This window comes from Streptomyces sp. NPDC054765 (genome assembly GCF_053612065.1).
Genome location: NZ_JBSHBP010000043.1, coordinates 1 through 17,183 on the forward strand (window position 1 = coordinate 1; position 17,183 = coordinate 17,183).

General features: G+C 73.0%; 16 protein-coding genes. 8 read left to right on the plus strand and 8 right to left on the minus strand.

Annotated features, from left to right (window positions below; genetic code table 11):
* The first annotated feature begins 205 nt into the window (after positions 1–205).
* The 4 genes from ACWGJY_RS24850 to ACWGJY_RS24865 all read left to right on the plus strand — a co-directional run bounded on the left by ACWGJY_RS24850 (position 206) and on the right by ACWGJY_RS24865 (position 3,407).
* Positions 206–526 (plus strand): DMT family transporter, encoded by a 321-nt coding sequence (locus ACWGJY_RS24850; RefSeq protein ID WP_453263046.1) that lies wholly within the window; start codon positions 206–208, stop codon positions 524–526.
* Entirely contained in the window at positions 526–1,056 is a 531-nt protein-coding gene (locus tag ACWGJY_RS24855) for a TetR/AcrR family transcriptional regulator (RefSeq protein WP_453263047.1), read from the plus strand. Before ACWGJY_RS24850 ends, ACWGJY_RS24855 begins: the two co-directional genes overlap by 1 nt.
* Positions 1,057–1,163: 107 nt before the next feature.
* A complete protein-coding gene (gene dapD / locus ACWGJY_RS24860; protein ID WP_453263048.1) occupies positions 1,164–2,171 on the plus strand; it encodes a 2,3,4,5-tetrahydropyridine-2,6-dicarboxylate N-succinyltransferase in 1,008 nt (335 codons plus the stop codon).
* A gap of 246 nt (positions 2,172–2,417) precedes the next feature.
* On the plus strand, positions 2,418–3,407 hold the full coding sequence (locus tag ACWGJY_RS24865) for an EI24 domain-containing protein (protein ID WP_453263049.1): 990 nt from the start codon (positions 2,418–2,420) through the stop codon (positions 3,405–3,407).
* Here ACWGJY_RS24865 and dapA read toward each other — a convergent pair.
* The 3 genes from dapA to ACWGJY_RS24880 form a co-directional block, all read right to left on the minus strand.
* On the minus strand, positions 3,316–4,275 hold the full coding sequence (gene dapA, locus ACWGJY_RS24870; RefSeq protein ID WP_453263050.1) for a 4-hydroxy-tetrahydrodipicolinate synthase: 960 nt from the start codon (positions 4,273–4,275) through the stop codon (positions 3,316–3,318). The genes ACWGJY_RS24865 and dapA overlap by 92 nt on opposite strands.
* Positions 4,276–4,463: 188 nt before the next feature.
* Positions 4,464–4,613, minus strand: coding sequence for a hypothetical protein (locus ACWGJY_RS24875; RefSeq protein ID WP_181923638.1), 150 nt, complete (start codon positions 4,611–4,613; stop codon positions 4,464–4,466).
* A 125-nt stretch (positions 4,614–4,738) separates the two neighbouring features.
* Positions 4,739–6,577, minus strand: coding sequence for an endonuclease/exonuclease/phosphatase family protein (locus ACWGJY_RS24880; RefSeq protein ID WP_453263051.1), 1,839 nt, complete (start codon positions 6,575–6,577; stop codon positions 4,739–4,741).
* A 256-nt stretch (positions 6,578–6,833) separates the two neighbouring features.
* On the opposite strand from ACWGJY_RS24880, the gene ACWGJY_RS24885 reads away from it, so the two are divergent.
* Both ACWGJY_RS24885 and ACWGJY_RS24890 read left to right on the plus strand, forming a co-directional pair.
* Positions 6,834–8,360, plus strand: coding sequence for a hypothetical protein (locus tag ACWGJY_RS24885; RefSeq protein ID WP_453263052.1), 1,527 nt, complete (start codon positions 6,834–6,836; stop codon positions 8,358–8,360).
* 204 nt (positions 8,361–8,564) lie between these two features.
* Positions 8,565–10,016 (plus strand): alkaline phosphatase PhoX, encoded by a 1,452-nt coding sequence (locus ACWGJY_RS24890; RefSeq protein ID WP_453263053.1) that lies wholly within the window; start codon positions 8,565–8,567, stop codon positions 10,014–10,016.
* A gap of 12 nt (positions 10,017–10,028) precedes the next feature.
* Here the strand turns inward: ACWGJY_RS24890 and ACWGJY_RS24895 are convergent, their stop codons facing one another.
* From ACWGJY_RS24895 to ACWGJY_RS24910, 4 genes are all read right to left on the minus strand, one after another.
* Positions 10,029–10,922, minus strand: coding sequence for a class I SAM-dependent methyltransferase (locus ACWGJY_RS24895; RefSeq protein WP_453263054.1), 894 nt, complete (start codon positions 10,920–10,922; stop codon positions 10,029–10,031).
* 329 nt (positions 10,923–11,251) lie between these two features.
* Positions 11,252–12,496: a TerD family protein gene (locus tag ACWGJY_RS24900; protein ID WP_453263115.1), complete on the minus strand. Its 1,245-nt coding sequence runs from the start codon at positions 12,494–12,496 to the stop codon at positions 11,252–11,254.
* A 76-nt stretch (positions 12,497–12,572) separates the two neighbouring features.
* Positions 12,573–12,845, minus strand: coding sequence for a GlsB/YeaQ/YmgE family stress response membrane protein (locus ACWGJY_RS24905; protein ID WP_453263055.1), 273 nt, complete (start codon positions 12,843–12,845; stop codon positions 12,573–12,575).
* Positions 12,846–12,985: 140 nt separating this feature from the next.
* Positions 12,986–13,804: an NAD-dependent epimerase/dehydratase family protein gene (locus ACWGJY_RS24910; RefSeq protein WP_453263056.1), complete on the minus strand. Its 819-nt coding sequence runs from the start codon at positions 13,802–13,804 to the stop codon at positions 12,986–12,988.
* A 290-nt stretch (positions 13,805–14,094) separates the two neighbouring features.
* On the opposite strand from ACWGJY_RS24910, the gene ACWGJY_RS24915 reads away from it, so the two are divergent.
* Together ACWGJY_RS24915 and ACWGJY_RS24920 are read left to right on the plus strand one after the other, a co-directional pair.
* Positions 14,095–15,045, plus strand: coding sequence for a 5-dehydro-4-deoxyglucarate dehydratase (locus ACWGJY_RS24915; protein ID WP_453263057.1), 951 nt, complete (start codon positions 14,095–14,097; stop codon positions 15,043–15,045).
* A complete protein-coding gene (locus tag ACWGJY_RS24920; RefSeq protein ID WP_453263058.1) occupies positions 15,045–16,253 on the plus strand; it encodes a hypothetical protein in 1,209 nt (402 codons plus the stop codon). The genes ACWGJY_RS24915 and ACWGJY_RS24920 overlap by 1 nt, the downstream gene beginning before the upstream one ends.
* A 99-nt stretch (positions 16,254–16,352) precedes the next feature.
* Here the strand turns inward: ACWGJY_RS24920 and ACWGJY_RS24925 are convergent, their stop codons facing one another.
* Positions 16,353–17,123 carry an IclR family transcriptional regulator gene (locus ACWGJY_RS24925; RefSeq protein WP_453263059.1) on the minus strand — a complete coding sequence of 257 codons (771 nt, stop codon included), beginning with the start codon at positions 17,121–17,123 and terminating at the stop codon, positions 16,353–16,355.
* Between the last annotated feature and the right edge of the window lie 60 nt (positions 17,124–17,183).

Here is a 17,183-nt window from a genome sequence, read left to right on the forward strand (position 1 = left end):
GTGCGTAGTCTGTGCGCCATGCAAACCACCGGGAACCGAGTGACGCATGGGGACGTCCTCGTCCTCGGTGCAGTACGGATGAATGTAAGAACGACCGCATCCGTACTTCGGGGGGACCGGAAACCAGCCGCCGTTTCCAGGCGCGCTCAGGTGCGCCTGCCCTGGATATGTACGTTCGTACGCAACGCTGTGTACGCTCGTCCGCATGGCCTATCTGACGCTCGCCGGCGCGATTTTGTCCGAGGTCCTCGCGACCACCGCGATGAAGTACAGCGACGGCTTCAGCAAGCTGTGGCCGTCGGTGTGCACCGCGGCGGGCTACCTTCTCGCGTTCGTGCTGCTGGCGCAGACGCTCAAGTCGATGAGCGTCGGCACCGCCTACGCCATCTGGGCCGGTGCCGGAACGGCGCTGATCGCCGCGATCGGGATGGTGTTCCTGGGGGAGAGCGCCGGTGCGCTGAAGATCCTCGGGGTGCTGCTGGTCATCGCCGGGGTCGTGGTGCTGAATCTGGGCGGGGCGCACTGATGGCCCGGCGCTACGACCCGGACCGGCGGCAGCGGCTCATCGACGCGGCGATCGCCGTGGTCGCCGAGCGGGGGATCGCCGGGCTCAGCCACCGCGCGGTGGCCGCCGCGGCGGATGTGCCGCTCGGCTCGACCACCTACCACTTCGCGACCCTGGACGAGCTGCTGATCGCCGCGTTGCGCCAGGTCAACGGCGAGTGGCTGGCTGCCTTCGGGCGCTGGGCCGAGGGCATCGACCCGGCGGCGCCGCTCGCCGAGGCGGTCGCGGGGCTGGTCGCGGACACCCTGACCGGTGACCGCGCGCGGGTGGAGCGGGAGTACGAGCTGTATCTGGCGGCGCTGCGGCACGAGGCGGTGCGGCCGATCGCCGCCGAGTGCCTGGACGAGAGGGTGCGGCTGCTGGGGCGGCGGATCGGCGATATGCGCACGGCGCGGGCCGTGGTGGCCCTCATCGACGGGCTGCTGTTGCAGCATCTGCTGACCGGGCAGCCCTTCGAACCCGCCGTGGTGCGGGCCGGGGTGCTGAGCTGAGGCGGCCGGCGTGCGGGCCCCCGCGCACCGTGCGGGGCGGCCCCACGGCCCGGCCGGTCGCTGAGACCGGTTCGCCTCGACGGGCGCCCTGCGGTTAGGTTTCGAGCATGACCGATGCTGCTGTTTCCGCTTCCCGTACGACCGGCGCCGTCGCCGCCGGGCTCGCCACCGTCACCTCCGACGGCACCGTTCTCGACACCTGGTTCCCGGCGCCCGAGCTGGTCGCGGCGTCCGCCGCCGGCCTCGGCCCGGCCGGCACCGAACGCCTCGACGACGAGCGCGCCACCGAACTGCTCGGCGCCGCCGTGCTCAAGGCGATCGGTCCCGACCCGGTCCGTGATGTCGAGGTCATCGCCGTCCGTACGGTCATCGCCTCCCTCGACGACAAGCCGCTGGACGCGCACGACGCGTACCTGCGCCTCCACCTGCTCAGCCACCGGCTGGTCCAGCCGCACGGCCAGAACCTGGAGGGCATGTTCGGGCTGCTGGCCAACGTCGCCTGGACCTCGCTGGGCCCGGTGGCCGTCGACCAGGTGGAGACGGTGCGGCTCAACGCCCGTGCCGAGGGGCTGCATCTGATGGTCACCAGCATCGACAAGTTCCCGCGGATGACCGACTATGTCGCGCCCACCGGGGTGCGGATCGCGGACGCCGACCGGGTGCGCCTGGGTGCGCACCTCGCGGCCGGCACCACCGTCATGCACGAGGGCTTCGTCAACTTCAACGCCGGGACGCTGGGCACCTCCATGGTCGAGGGCCGGATCAGCGCGGGCGTGGTCATCGGCGACGGCTCCGACATCGGCGGCGGCGCCTCCACCATGGGCACCCTCTCGGGCGGCGGCAAGCAGATCATCTCGATCGGCGAGCGCTGCCTGCTCGGCGCCGAGTCGGGCATCGGTATCGCGCTGGGCGACGAGTGCGTCGTCGAGGCGGGGCTGTACGTCACCGCCGGTACCCGCGTCACGCTGCCCGACGGCCAGATCGTCAAGGCTCTGGAGCTCTCCGGCGCGGACAACATCCTCTTCCGCCGCAACTCCACCACCGGCACCGTCGAGGCCCGTCCCAACAAGGCGACCTGGGGCGGCCTCAACGAGGTGCTGCACAGCCACAACTGAGGGCACGGACGCGGCTGAGCGCACAGAGACGGCCGGCCGTGCACGACTGACCGTGCACAACCGGGCGTGCACAACCGGGCGTGTCCGGATGATCGTTCACGGCTGACCGGTCAGGACAGCGTCAGCGGCCCGGCGGGACAACCGCCGGGCCGCAGCCGTTGCCGTTGCCGCAGCCCTTGCCCCTGCCGTTGCCGCGTCCGCGCCACCGCTGTCCCCGGCGCGGCCGGGCGCCGATAGGCTTGCGCCATGCGTGATCTTGTCGCGGGGATGCGGTATCTGGGCCAGGGGCAGCGCTGGGTTGCCCGGCACGGCCGGTGGTGGGGTTTCGGCCTGATCCCGGCCCTGATCGCCCTGGTGCTGTACGCCGCGGTGCTCACCGTGCTCGCCCTCCGGTCCGGCGATGTCGCCGCCTGGGCGACGCCGTTCGCCGACGGCTGGGGCTCCCCCTGGCAGGGGCTGCTGCGCGGGGTGTTCGTGGCGCTGCTGTTCGCCGGCGGGCTGATGCTGTCGGTGCTGACGTTCACCGCCGTCACCCTGCTGATCGGCGACCCCTTCTACGAGTCGCTGTCGGAGAAGGTCGAGAAGTCCGAGGGACACTGCCCGCCGGCCCCGGACCGCCCGCTGTGGCGGGAGATCTGGATCGCCCTGCGCGACAGCGTGCATGTGCTGCTGCGGGCCGCCGGTTTCGGGATCCTGCTGTTCGTCCTCGGGTTCGTGCCGTTCGTCGGGCAGACCGTGATTCCCGCCGTCGGTTTCTGCGTCTCCGGCTTCTTCCTCGCCGTTGAGCTGACCTCGGTGGCCATGCAGCGCCGGGACATTCCGGTGCGCGAGCGGCTGCGGCTGCTGCGGGGCCGCAAGGGGCTCGCGGTCGGCTTCGGCACCCCGGTCGTGCTGCTGTTCCTGATCCCGTTTGTCGCGGTGGTGCTGATGCCGGGCGCGGTGGCCGGTGCGACGCTGCTCGTACGGGACCTGGTGGCGGACGAGGAGGAGCCGCCCGCGCCGGACCGGGGCGAGGGCACGGCGGGGCAGGACCCGGCCACCGGAGCGCCGTACGGGCAGCCGGGCACGTCGTACGGGCAGCCGGGCGCACCGGGTGCACCCGGTGCACCGGGCCCCTTCGGGGCGGCGCCCGCACCGTTCCCCGTCAGCCAGGGACAGCCGCAGGCACCGCAGCGGTATCCGCATCCGCAGTCCGGTCCAGGGTCGTCCGCAGCGCGTCCGCCAGCCGGCTGGTGAGCTGCGCGTCCGCCGCCAGCAGCGGGCCGCGGACCGGTCCCGCGGGCAGGCCGAGGTGGTTCAGCAGCGCCTTCGCGGTGACCGCGCCGGGCACCTCGCCGCCGGTCACCGCCTCGATGAGCGGAACCAGCGCGAGCTGACGGCGGGCCGCTTCGTCCGTGTCGCCGGCGTCGAAGGCGTCCAGTACGGCGCGCACCGCCCGCGGCGCGGCATTGCCGGCGGTGCTGATGCAGCCGGCGCCGCCGAGCGCGCGGAGCGGGAGGATCTGCTCGTCGCAGCCCGCGTAGTAGGCCAGGTCCGTCGCGGCCAGCACCTTTGCCGACTTCAGCGGGTCGTAGGCGCAGTCCTTGACCGCTGTGATCCGCGGATGGGCGGCCAGCCGCAGCAGCGTGCCGGCGGTCAGTGCAGTGCCGGTGCGGCCCGGGATGTCGTAGAGCATCACCGGCAGTCCGGTGGCGTCCGCGACCGTCCGCAGGTGGTGGGCGACGGCCTCCTGGGTGGGCCGCGAGTAGGAGGGCGTGACCACCAACAGGCCGTGCGCACCCGCCCGTTCGGCGCTGCGGGCCAGCGCGAGGGAGTGCCGGGTGTCGCTGGTGCCGACCCCGGCGGTGATCCGCGCCCGGTCGCCGACGGCCTCGGCCACGGCTCGCACCAGGGCCTCCTTCTCGGCGTCCGAGGTGGTCGGGGACTCCCCGGTGGTGCCGCTCAGCACCAGTGCGTCACAGCCGCCGTCGTCGACGAGACGGGTGGCGAGCCGCTGCGCTCCGTCGGTGTCGAGCGCCCCGTCGGCGGTGAACGGGGTGATCATGGCGATGGCGAACCGGCCGAAGGGCGGTGCGGACAGCGGGGGTGCGAGGGGGGCGGTCATGGTCTCCCTGCCAGGAGTCTGGGGGCGCCTCATATTTCACTTCCACTTAGTTGTGCCGGCTGATGTGTTGAGCAGCTAGTTGTGCCGGCTGATGTGTTGAGCAGCGCGACGATGTGTGCGCGACCGGGACAGCGCGAAGCGGCCGCCGCGCCTTCCGGTGCGGCGGCCGCTCGGGCATCACAGGCCCATCACGCGTCAGTCAGGCCATTCCGCGAACGCTTCAGGTCCTGGGTCCGCTCGGCTGCGGACTCCTCCGACGACTTCGGCTTCCGCTGGTCGGTGCGCCGCTCGGCGGCACGGTCCTTGTTGCCCGACTTACGGTTCTGGGACTTCGGCATGATGACTCCCTATGTCTCGCCGAATGTTTCTTACATGCCCAGTACCGCACCCCCCGCGGCAGTTGGCCCCCCGGCGTGGGCCGGACGGGTGACGAGAACGTCACACGCGGTGACATGGTGCCGGGCTACGGCTTGATGCGCAGCACCTGCGGATCGTGGTCGCTGGCCTGGTCGGCGAACTCGGCGTTGAGGTGCACGATGTCGTAGTCGGCCCGGGTCAGCGGCCGGCTGGTGAGCATGTGGTCCAGTACCTGCGAGTTGCCGTTGTAGACATAGCCGTAACGCTCCGCGGCGGGCAGCCGGCCGACCTGGTCGGTGAGCACACCCCCGGCGGTGAGGTCCTTCAACGCCGGGGAGAACGAGTAGTCGTTGAGGTCGCCGGCCACCACCACGTCGGCCTTCGGCTCCTTGGCCAGCAGATCCTTGACGAAGGCGTTGACCAGCTCGGCCTGGGCGGTGCGCTGGGTCTCCGAGCTCCGGGCCGGTGGCTGGAAACGGCTGTCCAGGCCCTGGTCGCCGCCCTTGGAGTTGAAGTGGTTGGCGATCACGAACACCCGGCTGCCCGGCCGGCTCTTGAGCGAGAACTGCCCGACGAGCGGCTTGCGGCTGGCCTTCCATGCCGGGTCGGTGGGTGCGATCCGGCCCGGGGACGCGGACAGTGTGGCCTTGCCGTGGTCGGCGACCACCTGCACCGGGGTGGTGGCGTCGCCGCCCTTGATGTCCGTGAAGGACACCCGGCCGGGGTTGAACAGGAACGCCACCCGGATGTTGCCGCCCGGCTGGCCGCCGTCCTGGTCGTTGACCGGGTCGATCTGCCGCCATTCGTACGCCGGGCCGCCGGCCGCCTTGATGGCGTCGGTGAGCTTGGTGAGGGTGGCCTGCGCGGTGACCACCCCGTTGTCGGTGGCGCCGTTGTCGTCCTGGACCTCCTCCAGCGCGACGACATCGGGGGAGGCGAGGTGGTGTACCAGCGCCTTCGCCAGCCGGTCGAACTTGGCCTGCGGGGTGGTGGGGGCGAGGTTCTCGACGTTGTAGGTGGCCACCGCCAGCTCGTCGGACTTCTGCTTGCGGGTGGTCTCCGGCGCGAGGCCGTGGCTGGTGAGGGTGCCCAGCTCGGTGGCCTGGAGTGTGTAGCCGCCGAAGCTGTCGTAGTCCAGCGGGCCGGCAGTGGTGCCGGTCAGCTCGTCACCGACATCGGCCACCGGGAACGGCCGCTCGGAGAACGGGATCAGCGACGTCACCTTGACCCGGCCGCCGTTGGGGTCCCCGTACGAGCGGTAGAGCGTGCCGCCGCGGGCCGTGCGGTTGTGGCGGGGCTCGTCGGTCACCCACAGCTCGTTGTGGGTGTTGGTCGGGCCGACGACCGGGGCGCCCGACACCGAGACCCGCATCCCCTCCAGCGACTCGTAGCGGTCCAGCGCGTACGTGCCGGGGCGCAGGGTGAGCGACTCGATGCTCTTGCCGCCCGCGGTGGGGGCGTAACGGTTCGGCACCGAGGCCGGGGTGAGCTGGAAGGCAGCCGGCAGCGGGGCGCCGGAGGATGCCACCTTCCAGGTGGCGGCGGTGATCTCGGTGACGGACTGCAGACCGGCGTCCTTGCCGCCCGGGTAGTACTCGCTGACCGTGCCGGAGAAGGTGATCGCATCGCCGACGGCGACCTTCGGCGTCTCCTTGCCGGTGAAGACGAAGACCGCCTCGCTGGTGGCCGGGTTGTCGTCCGGGTGCGGGTCCTGCACCCAGAAGCCGCGGGCCGAGCCGAACGAACGGATCGCGGTGACCGTGCCGGGCACCTCGCTGACCTGCTGTCCGGCCAGCGGGGATATGCGGGTGCTGCCCTGGATGTCGTGGATCCGGGCGCCGGCCGCGGAGGCGGACTGGGTGGCGGTGAGCAGTCCGCCGGCCAGGGCGGCACAGGCCACCGCGCTGACGGCGACCGTTCTGCGGAGCGAACGACGGGACGGCATGCATGCCTCCGAGGGGGTATGGGGGGTGGCAGGTGAAGGTGCGTGCGGAGCCGGACCGGCGCGCGCTACGCGCGTCGATCTGCGTCAATCTCTTGTGCACGCAGGGGAGTTGTCAAGCTTCTCCGGGTGACCGGGAGGGGGAGCGGGGGTGAACCGTCCGGGTTACGGGGAATTCCGTCTACGCTGGGGCGGCGCACTCCCCAGCTACGGCTGGGAGGTACCCCAGCCGTAGTCCGTCCGAGGAGCTGAGCACCCGATGTCCGCAGACCGCCCCACCCTGCCGCCGGTGCGGCTGCACTCCGAAGCGGAGCTGGCCCGGGAGGCGCTGAGCGCCCCCCTGCTGGCCCGCGCCGCGAAGCTCGCCCGCTGGGCCGAGCGGGGCGTCCCGGTCGGCGTCGGCGGCCAGATCCTCGACGAGCCGCTGGCCGCCGCCACCGAGCACCTCGGCCTGGCCGGCGAGGAGGACGGCCCCGCCTACACCGCCGAGGCCTGGCAGCTGGCGGTGGACACCGGACTCGTGGAGATCGAGGAGACCGTCGACGGCGAGGACGGCGCCGGCCTCCCCGACGACGCCGCGGCCGGCACCGCCACCCCCGGCGAGGAGCTCGGCCTGCTCACCTCCGGCAGCCCGCAGGACATCCTCGACATCTGGCTCGGCGGCATGGAGACCGTGCTGGCCGACGCGGCCGCCCCCGACCTCGCCGACCTCGCCGACCAGCTCACCGAGGGCGGCGAACTGGACCTGGACGCGATCGACTGGAACCCCGAGGAGGAGGCCGAGCTGCTCGACGGAATCCTGGGCAACCTCTACCTGCTCACGGCCCTGAACGAGAGCCCCGACCAGCAGGTTCCGCTGCCCGCGCTGGCCGCCTCCATGATCGTCCCGGACGATATGGACGAGCCCACCGACGACGTCCTCGAAGAGGTCTCCGAGGCGATGATGCGCCTGGACGACCAGTTCCGGGTCCTGGAGCCGATCGGGCTGGTCGCCTACCAGCCCGTCGACGAGGCGCTCATCGAGGAGCTGGACGAGGACGGCGAGACGGTCCGCCCCCAGGGATCTTCGGCCGGCCCGGCGGGGACCCCCGCCGCCGAGCCGCTGACGGAGGAGGACGTCTCCCGTTACGGCCTGGTCCGCCTCACCCCGCTCGGCGTCTACGCCGTCCGCGCCCGGATGCTGGACGCCGGGGTGCACGCCCCGGCGGTCGGCGACCTCACCGACAAGGGCGCCGATGTCCTCCTGGACGCGCTGCCCGACTACCCCGAGGCGCTCGCCCAGGCCGAGTCCGAGCGGTGGCTCGCCGCCCGTACGCCCCTGGACGCCGCCCGGGATCTGCTCACGGCCGCCCGCGGTGACGACGAGCGCGCCCCGCGGCGCCGGCTCGCCGCCCAGCAGACCCTCTCGCTGGTCGCACCGGACGCCGAGGCCGCGCTGCGCGAGGTGCTCGACGACCGGCAGCTCGGCGGCCTGGCCCGGGTCTGGCTCGCCGAGCGCGCGCTGCCCGGCATCCCCGAGCCGTCCCAGGAGATGATCTTCTGGCTGACGGTGGACACCATCGCGGCGCAGCTGGACAGCGCCGAGGAGGACGCCGCGGGCGAGCTGCGCGACCTGGTGCAGGGCCTGACCGAGCAGCACAGCGGGTTCTTCGACACGGCCTGGCGGGTGGACCACCCGGCCACCGCCGATGTCCTGGAGACCATGGGCCGGCTGCACCCGGACAAGAAGGCCGCCAAGGAGGCCCGCAAGGCCGCGTTCAAGGCGCGCTCGCGGCAGTCGGGCTGAGCGCGCACACCGGGCAGGGCCGGGGCGGTCTCCGCCGCGCCCGGGGCCGGTCCGGCGGAGCGGGACCCGTGCGGTCCCGGCCCGCCGGGCCGGCCCCAACTGCTTCCTGGATGTCGCGCCGCGTTCAACTGGAGTTCGACGGCGCACGAGAGCGTGTGCCGCGCAGGCACTGGGGAGAAGAATCCGGCCATCCAGGAGATGACAATGCCGCTCACCCGCAGAGACTTCGCCAAGCGTTCCGCCCTCACCGGCGCGGGGGTCACACTGGCCGGCAGCGTCGGTGTGCTGGCCGGCGCGCCCGGAGCCCTCGGCGAGGAACTGCCGGACGCCCGCCCGGACGGCGCGGCGGACGGTCCCGGCATCGGCTACGGCCCGCTGGTCCCGGACCCGGACGGCATCCTCGCGCTGCCCGCCGGGTTCTCGTACCGGATCATCACCCGGACCGGCGTCACCAAGCTGGACAGCGGCGAGTCCACCCCCTCCCACCACGACGGCACCGGCACCTTCGCGGGCCACCGCGGTACCACCCTCCTCGTCAACAACCACGAGCTGAAGGGCCCGCGCGCCGACTGGCCGCACCCGGTGCCGCTGGCCGAGGGCCTGGTCTACGACCCGGCAGCGTCCGGCGGCTGCACCGTCGTCGAGGTCGCCAAGGACGGTACGCCGGTCGGCGAATGGGTCGCCATCGCCGGAACGTCCACCAACTGCGCAGGCGGGACCACCCCTTGGGGCACCTGGCTCACCTGCGAGGAGACCGAGGACAAGGCCGGCCTGCACGGCATGACCAAGGACCACGGTTATGCCTTCGAGGTCGACCCGTACGACCGGCGGGCCGGCCGCAACCCCAAGCCCCTCAAGGCCCTGGGGCGCTACGCCCACGAGGCGGTGGTCGTCGACCCCCGGCGCGGCCACCTCTTCCTGACCGAGGACGCCGACGGCCCCAACGGCCTGTTCTACCGCTGGACCCCGCCGCACGGCTTCCGGCACGGCCGCGGGCAGCTGCGCACGCTGGCCGATGACGCGGGGGTGCTGGAGGCCTTCAAGTGCTTCGACTCCGGTGGCCGGTTCGTCGACGATCTCTCGCGTGCCACCCAGGCCGGCACCGTCTACGGCGTCGACTGGGTCGAGGTCCCCGACCGCGACGCCCGCGAGGTCTCGGTGCGCAAGCAGTTCACGGACGGTGCGGTCACCCGCGCCCGCAAGCTGGAGGGCCTGTGGTGGGCGGACGGCGGCGCGTACGTGGTGTCCTCGTTCGCCCGTGACGAGAGCCCGGTCCAGCACGACGGGCAGGTCTGGTTCTACGACCCGCGGCGCCGGACCCTGACGCTGAAGGTGCTGCTGGGTGTCAACCCCGACCCGGCGGAGGACGGCGCCTTCGACGGCCCCGACAACATCACCGTCTCGCCCTACGGCGGGCTGATCATCGCCGAGGACGGCGAGGGCGTACAGCACCTCTTCGGGGCCACCGACGACGGCCGGACCTATCCGATCGCCCGCAACGAGCTCAACATCGGCACCGCGCAGAAGCCGGAGTTCAGCGAGTTCACCGGGCCGGTCTTCTCCCCGGACGGGCGGACGCTGTTCGCCAACATCCAGGTGCCCGGCATCATGCTGGCCATCACCGGTCCGTGGAAGCGGCACCGCCGGCAGCGGTAGCCGCCCGTCCGGCTACGGGCGGGTGCCTCGGCCCGCCTCCGCCGTGAGCAGGTAGTAGTCCAGCAGCCCGGTCTCATACGCCGTCAGATAGCGGCGCGGCCACTCGTCGTCGCCCAGGTCCGGGTGCTGGGCCATATAACGGTCGTAGCACTCCCAGACCCCGTCGCCGATCGACCGGACGCGGACCTCCCGCAGACCCGCCGCGGTCAGCGTGGCGGCGACCTCGTCGACCACATGCGGGACGTCCAGGCCGTCGGCGTACGGGGGCAGCAGCGCGGGCAGCGCGCGGGCGGCCGGGCGGGTGCGGGCGAAGAAGGTCGTCAGCGCCAGCCGGCCGTCCGGGCGCAGCACCCGCGCCGCCTCCCGGGCGAAACCGGCCAGATCGCGGAAGTGCTGTGCCGCCTCGACGGAGAAGAGGCAGTCGGCACAGCCGTCGGGGAGCGGGATGCACTGGGCCGCGCCCTGGCGGAACTCCAGCCGCCCGGACGTCTTCGCGGCCGGGGAGAGCAGGGCCGCGTTCGCCTCCCGGGCACGGGCGATCTGGGCGGGGTGCGCGTCCAGCCCGATGACCCTCCCCAGGCCGAATTCCCGCAGCGCCAGCGCACAGCCCAGCCCGCGCCCGCAGCCGACGTCCACCGCGGTGCGGCCCCGCGGCCGGTCGAAGGTGGCGAGCACCAGACGGTAGAGGTCCTCTTCGCTGCGCACCCGGTCGGCCTCGGTCAGCGGCCGGTCCGCGGGGCCCGCCAGGCCCGTCCAGTAGCCGAAATTGATGAAGCCGCCCGCAAAGGCGGGGACGGTGCCGAGGTCGAACTCGCCGTAGATCTTTGCGACCCGGTCGGGAAGATCCGGGGGCGCTGGGCCGTCCGGGGGGTCCGCGGGTCCGGCCGGCGGCGGCTGCTGCGTCATCGAACGCTCCTCATGGGTGCCGTGGCGGACGCGCCATGACGGGCCGGGCCGTGACGGCGTGGGGCGGAAGGGCGTGAGGGGAGGACGGGGAATGGCGGGGCGGGCGGACGTGGCAGGAGAGGTGGTGGGCTCGACGGTACCGACGACACAATGTTCGGCCCTGGACCCTTCCCGCACCAGGGAAGGCCGTCCACCGGAGCGGCAAGGCGAAGCGGCGGGGCCGGCGGCCCGTGGACGAGCCGCCGCCGCGCGGCCCCGGGCCCCGTCCTCTGCTGCGGCCCCGTCCCCGACGGGCCGGAGAGGCCGTCAGGGACGGGGGCGTCAGTGGCTCACAGGGCCCGTGCGGCCGGTTTGACCATGCCGCGCACCGTACGGGAGTCGACGAACTCGCCCAGCGCGGTCATCTCCCATTCACCGGAGAACTGGCGGATGAGCTTCGCCATCATGACGCCCGTACGCGGCTCCGCGTGCGTGAGGTCGAAGCGGACCAGTTCTTCGCCGCTCTGGGCATCCAGCAGGCGGCAGTACGCCTTGGCGACATCGGAGAACTTCTGGCCGGAGAAGGAGTTCACGACGAAGACCAGGCCCGTCACCTCCGGGGGCAGCCCGCCGAGGTGGACGGTGATCGACTCGTCGTCGCCGGCGCCCTCGCCGGTGAGGTTGTCGCCGGAGTGCTGGATCGCGCCGCCCAGGATCATCAGCTTGCCGAAGAAGCAGTTGTCGACCTTCTTGCGGTCCGGGCCGTAGGCGATGACCGAGGCGTCGAGGTCGATGTCCCTGCCGCGGAAGGCGGGCTCCCAGCCGAGGCCCATCGTGACCGAGGTGAGCAGCGGACGGCCGCCCTTGACCAGCGAGACGGTCTGGTTCTTCTGGAGGCTGACCCGGCCCTTGTCGAGGTTGATCTTGCCTGCGCCGGGGGCCGGGGCGGCGGGCGCAGAGGCCGGTGCCGGGGGAGCGGCGGCCGGCGGCGGGGCGACCGGGGCCGGGGTGCCGGCGGGCGGTCCCCACTGGCCGGCGGAGGCCGGGGGCGCTGCCGGGGCCGGGGGAGCGGGGGGCGTCTGCGGGGCGGCGGCGGGCGCGGCCGGCTCCTCCACGCTGACCCCGAAGTCGGTGGCGATCCCCGCGAGGCCGTTGGCGTAGCCCTGGCCGACGGCGCGGACCTTCCACCCGCCGGCCCGGCGGTAGATCTCGACGACCACCAGCGCGGTCTCGGGGCCCAGCCGCGGCGGGGTGAAGGTGGCGAGGACGCTGCCGTCGTCGGCGTTGCGGACCGTGCCGGTCGGCTCCGTGCCGGCGAACGTCGCGCCGGGGGCGTCGGGGCTCGCGGTGACCACGATCTTCTCGATGCCGTCGGGGACCGCGGCGGTGTCCACCGTGATGGTGTCGCCGCCGCCGGCCGCCGCGGAGTGCGTCACGCCCGGTCCGCCGGGCTGGTTGTAGAACACGAAGTCGGCGTCGGAGCGCACCTTGCCGTCGGCGGCGAGCAGCAGGCCCGACACGTCCAGCCGCACGGGAGCGGTGACGTCCACCGCCACCCGCACGGCGTTGAGCGGAAGGTTCGAACCAGGAGTCATAGCGGTCATGCCGGGCTCAACGATCGGCTCGCCTTTGCGGTTCCATTACCTGCGGCCGGCTGCCCGGCCCGCCCGGTCACCGGCGTGCGCGGGAGTTGCCGAAGAGCAGCCGGTACGCGATCAGCAGGACCAGCGCCCCGGCGACCGAGGCGATCCACATGGACGGTTCGCCGAAGTCCTTCGGGATCGGACGGTGCAGGATCTTGGTGGAGAGCCAGCCGCCGATGAAGGACCCCACGATGCCGATCAGGGTCGTGCCGACGATGCCGCCCGGGTCCCGTCCCGGCAGCAGGACCTTCGCGATGATGCCCGCGATCAGCCCGAGTACGAGCCAGCTGACGATGCCCATGATGCGTTCCTCGTTCCTGCGCCGTGAGTGGATACACAGAGCAGGACGCCGGGCGGGCGGCCGGGGTTCCGCGGCGTGGCCGCAGCCGGGTTCCGTACGGCCGGGGTGGCCCACCCGGCGCGGTCACCGGGGCGGTCCCGTCAGTGCGGCCACCGGGGCGGATCGGTGCAGAAGGCGCCGCCGAGATGGCTGTGGGCGGGGTTGTCGGGGTCCAGTGGGCCCTGCGCCGCGATCAGCGCCGCCGCGTACGGCTCGGAGTCGTCCTGCGGTGCGTACCCCAGGGCGCGGGCGGTCGACAGGTCCCACCACAGACGGGTGTTGGCGGAGGAGCCGTAGACGACGGTGTGGCCCACGTCCGGCGCGGTGAGCGCGGCGTGCAGCAGCCGTGCGCAGTCGGCCGGGCTCAGCCAGATGGACAGCATCCGGACCGAGGTCGGCTCGGGGAAGCAGGAGCCGATGCGCACCGAGACGGTCTCGATGCCGTACCGGTCCCAGTACAGCGAGGCGAGGTCCTCGCCGAATCCCTTGGACAGCCCGTAGTAGGTGTCGGGGCGGCGGGGTGTGCCGACGGGGATGGCGCCGGAGCCGTCCGCGGGTCGCGGGGTGAAGCCGACGGCGTGGTTGGAGGAGGCGAAGACGATACGGCCCACGCCTGCCGCGCGCGCCGCCTCGTACAGGTGGTAGGTGCCCTCGATGTTGGCGCGCAGGATCTGCCCGAAGTCGGCCTCCAGGGAGATGCCGGCGAAATGGATGATCGCGTCGGTCCCGTGCACCGCCTCGCGCAGCGTCTCCGTATCAGCCAACTCGGCGGTGAACGCGTCCGGTTCGCCGGCCGTGGTGTCCACGGGCCGCCGGTCGAAGAGGCGCAGCCGGTACCCGTAGGGCGGCAGCAGCTCACGCATCAGGGTGCCGAGCCCGCCGGCGGCGCCGGTGAGCAGGACGGTGCGGGGTGCGGTCATGGGCGGGTACTCCTCCGGCTGAACAGCAAGGCCGTGTGCGCGGATCCGGCTGAACAGCAAGGCCGTGTGCACGGACGGCATTCAGATGTGTGGACACGGTAGGGAGCTGGATCATGCCCGGTCAAGACGCTTGACGGGGCCGGTGAATCCGCTTGCGGCGCGGCAGTTGTGGACCCTTGACCGGCCCGGGACGGCTGCTCTAGCGTGGCCATGTTCATGAACATGGACGTCGATCAGAAACATGCACAGGCTTCAGAGACATGCACCCGCATGTACGCCAGGGAGAGTCCGTGACCCCAGCCCCTCCGCTCGCCGACCGCCTCGACGGACCGCTGTTCTTCCCCGTGACCCCGTACGCGCCCGACGGCGCCCCGGACCTGGCGGCCTTCCGCGCCCATGTGCGCGCCGGCCTCGACGCGGGCGCGGCCGCCGTCTTCGCCTGCTGCGGCACCGGCGAATTCCATGCGCTCACCCCCGGGGAGTTCGCCGGCTGCATCGCGGCCGCGGCCGCGGAGGCCGCGGGCCGGGCCCCGGTCGTCGCGGGTACGGGCTACGGCACCGCGCTCGCCGTCCACTTCGCCGGCCTGGCCCGTGAAGCGGGCGCCGACGGGCTGCTCGCCATGCCGCCCTACCTGGTCGTCGCCGGCCAGCAGGGACTGCTGCGGCACTACACCGAACTCGCCGCCGCCACCCCGCTCCCCGTCATCGTCTACCAGCGCGACAACGCCGTGTTCACACCGGCCACCGTCGCCGCCCTGGCCCGGACCGAGGGCATCATCGGCCTCAAGGACGGCGTGGGTGACCTCGACCTGATGCAGCGGATCATCAGCACCGTCCGCACCGACGCCCCCGGCGAGGACTTCCTCTACTTCAATGGGCTGCCCACCGCAGAACTCACCGGCCCCGCCTATCTGGGCCTGGGCGTCCGCCTCTACTCCTCCGCCGTCTTCGCCTTCGCCCCCGAGGTCGCCCTCGCCTTCCACCGGGCGCTGACCTGCGGTGACGAGGACACCGTCCAGCGCCTGACGGACGGCTTCTACCGGCCGCTGGCCGAACTGCGCAACCAGGGCCGCGGCTACGCCGTTTCGCTGGTCAAGGCGGGCGTCCGGCTGCGCGGTCTGGAGACCGGCGGGGTCCGGCCCCCGCTCGCCGAGCCGGACCCCGCGCACCTCACGGAACTGGCCGGGCTGATCGAACGCGGCCTGGCCCTGGTCGCGGACGCGGCAGGGACCGGCGGCTGATGCGCACCGCCGCGTTCCTCTACCCGTGGGACGTGGTCGGCGACCCGGACGCCGCGGACCGCCTCGCCGGTCTCGGCGTCCGGCAGATCACCCTCGCCTCCGCCTACCACTCCACCCGCGCCCTGACCCCGCGCCACCCCCGCCACCGCATCGTCACGGCCCGGCACGCCGCCGTTCTGTATCCGCCGGACCCCGCCCGCTGGGCCGGCCGGGCGCTGCGTCCCGCCACCCAGGACTGGACGGCCGGACCGGACCCCTTCGGCGCGGCCGCACGGGCGCTGGCCGACGCCGGTCTGGAGGTGCACACCTGGGTCGTCCTGGCGCACAACTCCCGCCTGGGCGCCGAACATCCGGCCGCCGTCGTCCGCAACGCCTACGGCGACCCGTACCCGTGGGCGCCGTGCATCGCCCGGCCCGAGGTGCGCGAGTACCTCGTCGACCTGGCCGCCGAGGCAGCCGTACGGCCCGGCGCCCGGGGCACCGAGCTGGAGTCCTGCGGCTGGTACGGCCTGGCCCATCTGCACGCCCACGACAAGACCGCCGGAGTGCCGCTGTCCGGGGCCGCGCAGTATCTGATGTCGGTGTGCTTCTGCACGGTGTGCGCGGCGGGGTACACCGCACTGGGCGTCCCCGCCGAGGAGCTGCGGGCCGCCGTGGTACGGACCCTGGAGCCGCAGTGGGCGGCGGGCGGGGCCGGGCCGGCCGACCGGGAGGGGGAGTGGGCCGCGGTCGGGGAACTCCTCGGCGCGGACCTCGCGGGGGTGCTGCGCAGCTGGCGGGACCGGGCCGCCCGGACGCTGCAGCGCGCGGCCGTCCGTGCGGTACGGGACGCCGCGGCGGACGGCTTCCGGGTGCTGCTGCACGCCGACCCCGCCGCGCACCGTTGTGGCGCCGCCGCCGGTGCGGACCCGGCGGAGGTACTGGCGCACGCCGACGGTGTGGTGCTGCCGTGCACCGGCGACGCGGCCGCCCGCGCGGACGTTCTCGGCCCGTTCACCGGCCGCCCGGCAGGGGCGACGGTTGCCGCCCATCTCACCGTGGTCTCCGGCTTGGGCGGCAGCCCCGGCACCCTCGCCGCCGATGCCGCACACGCCGCCTCGCTGGGCGCGAACGAACTACGGCTCTACCACGCGGGCCTGGCGAGCGACCAGGATCTGGCGGCCGTACGGGACGCCCTGCGCGGGCAGGGGGAGGAGGCGGCGCGCTGAGCGGCGATCGTCGGCCCGGCCGTCATCAGCCGCAGCACCGCCCGCTCCCCGGCGTGCCGGGCCCTCAGCCGGGCCCTCAGCCGGACCGGCGCAGGTGTCTCACAGCCGCCGGGTGGCCAGCGTCAGCCGGTCGCGGGCGTCGAACAGGGTGTCCTTGATCATCTGCTCATGGGCCGGGGTCAGCCGGGCCACCGGCACCGAGCAGCTGATCGCGTCCCGGGCCGGGGTGCGGTAGGGGAGCGCGACACCGAAGCAGCGCAGGCCCAGGGTGTTCTCCTCGCGGTCCACCGCATAGCCCTGCTCGCGCACCGTGTGCAGCTCCTCGATGAGCTTCTCGCGGTCGGTGAGGGTGTGTTCGGTCAGCTGCGCGAGGGTCGGTGGCAGCATCGCCCGCACCTGCTCGTCGGTGTACGTGGCGAGCAGTGCCTTGCCCAGCGAGGTGGAGTGTGCGGGCAGCCGCCGGCCGACGCGGGTGAAGGGGCGCAGATAGTGCTGCGACTGACGGGTGGCGAGGTAGACGACGTTGGTGCCGTCGAGGCGGGCGAGGTGGATGGTCTCGGTGGTGTCGTCGGAGAGCCGGTCCAGCGTCGGCCGGGCCGCGGCCACCACCTCGTCGCCGTCGATGTACGACGTGCCGACCAGCAGTGCGCGGACGCCGATGCCGTAGCGGGTGCCGGTGGCGTCGGTCTCGACCCAGCCCAGGTCGACCAGGGTGCGCAGCAGCATGTAGAGGCTGGATTTCGGGTAGCCGACAGCTTCCTGGACGGAGGCCAGGCTGTGCATACCGGGGCGGCCCGCGAAGTACTCCAGCAACTCCACCGTCCGCACCGCGGACTTGACCTGCGATCCACCGGTATCGGCAGCTGACATCGCCCTTGACCCCTCTGTTCGGACAGCCATAGAGTCCCAGTTGTTCACTATCTGGGACAG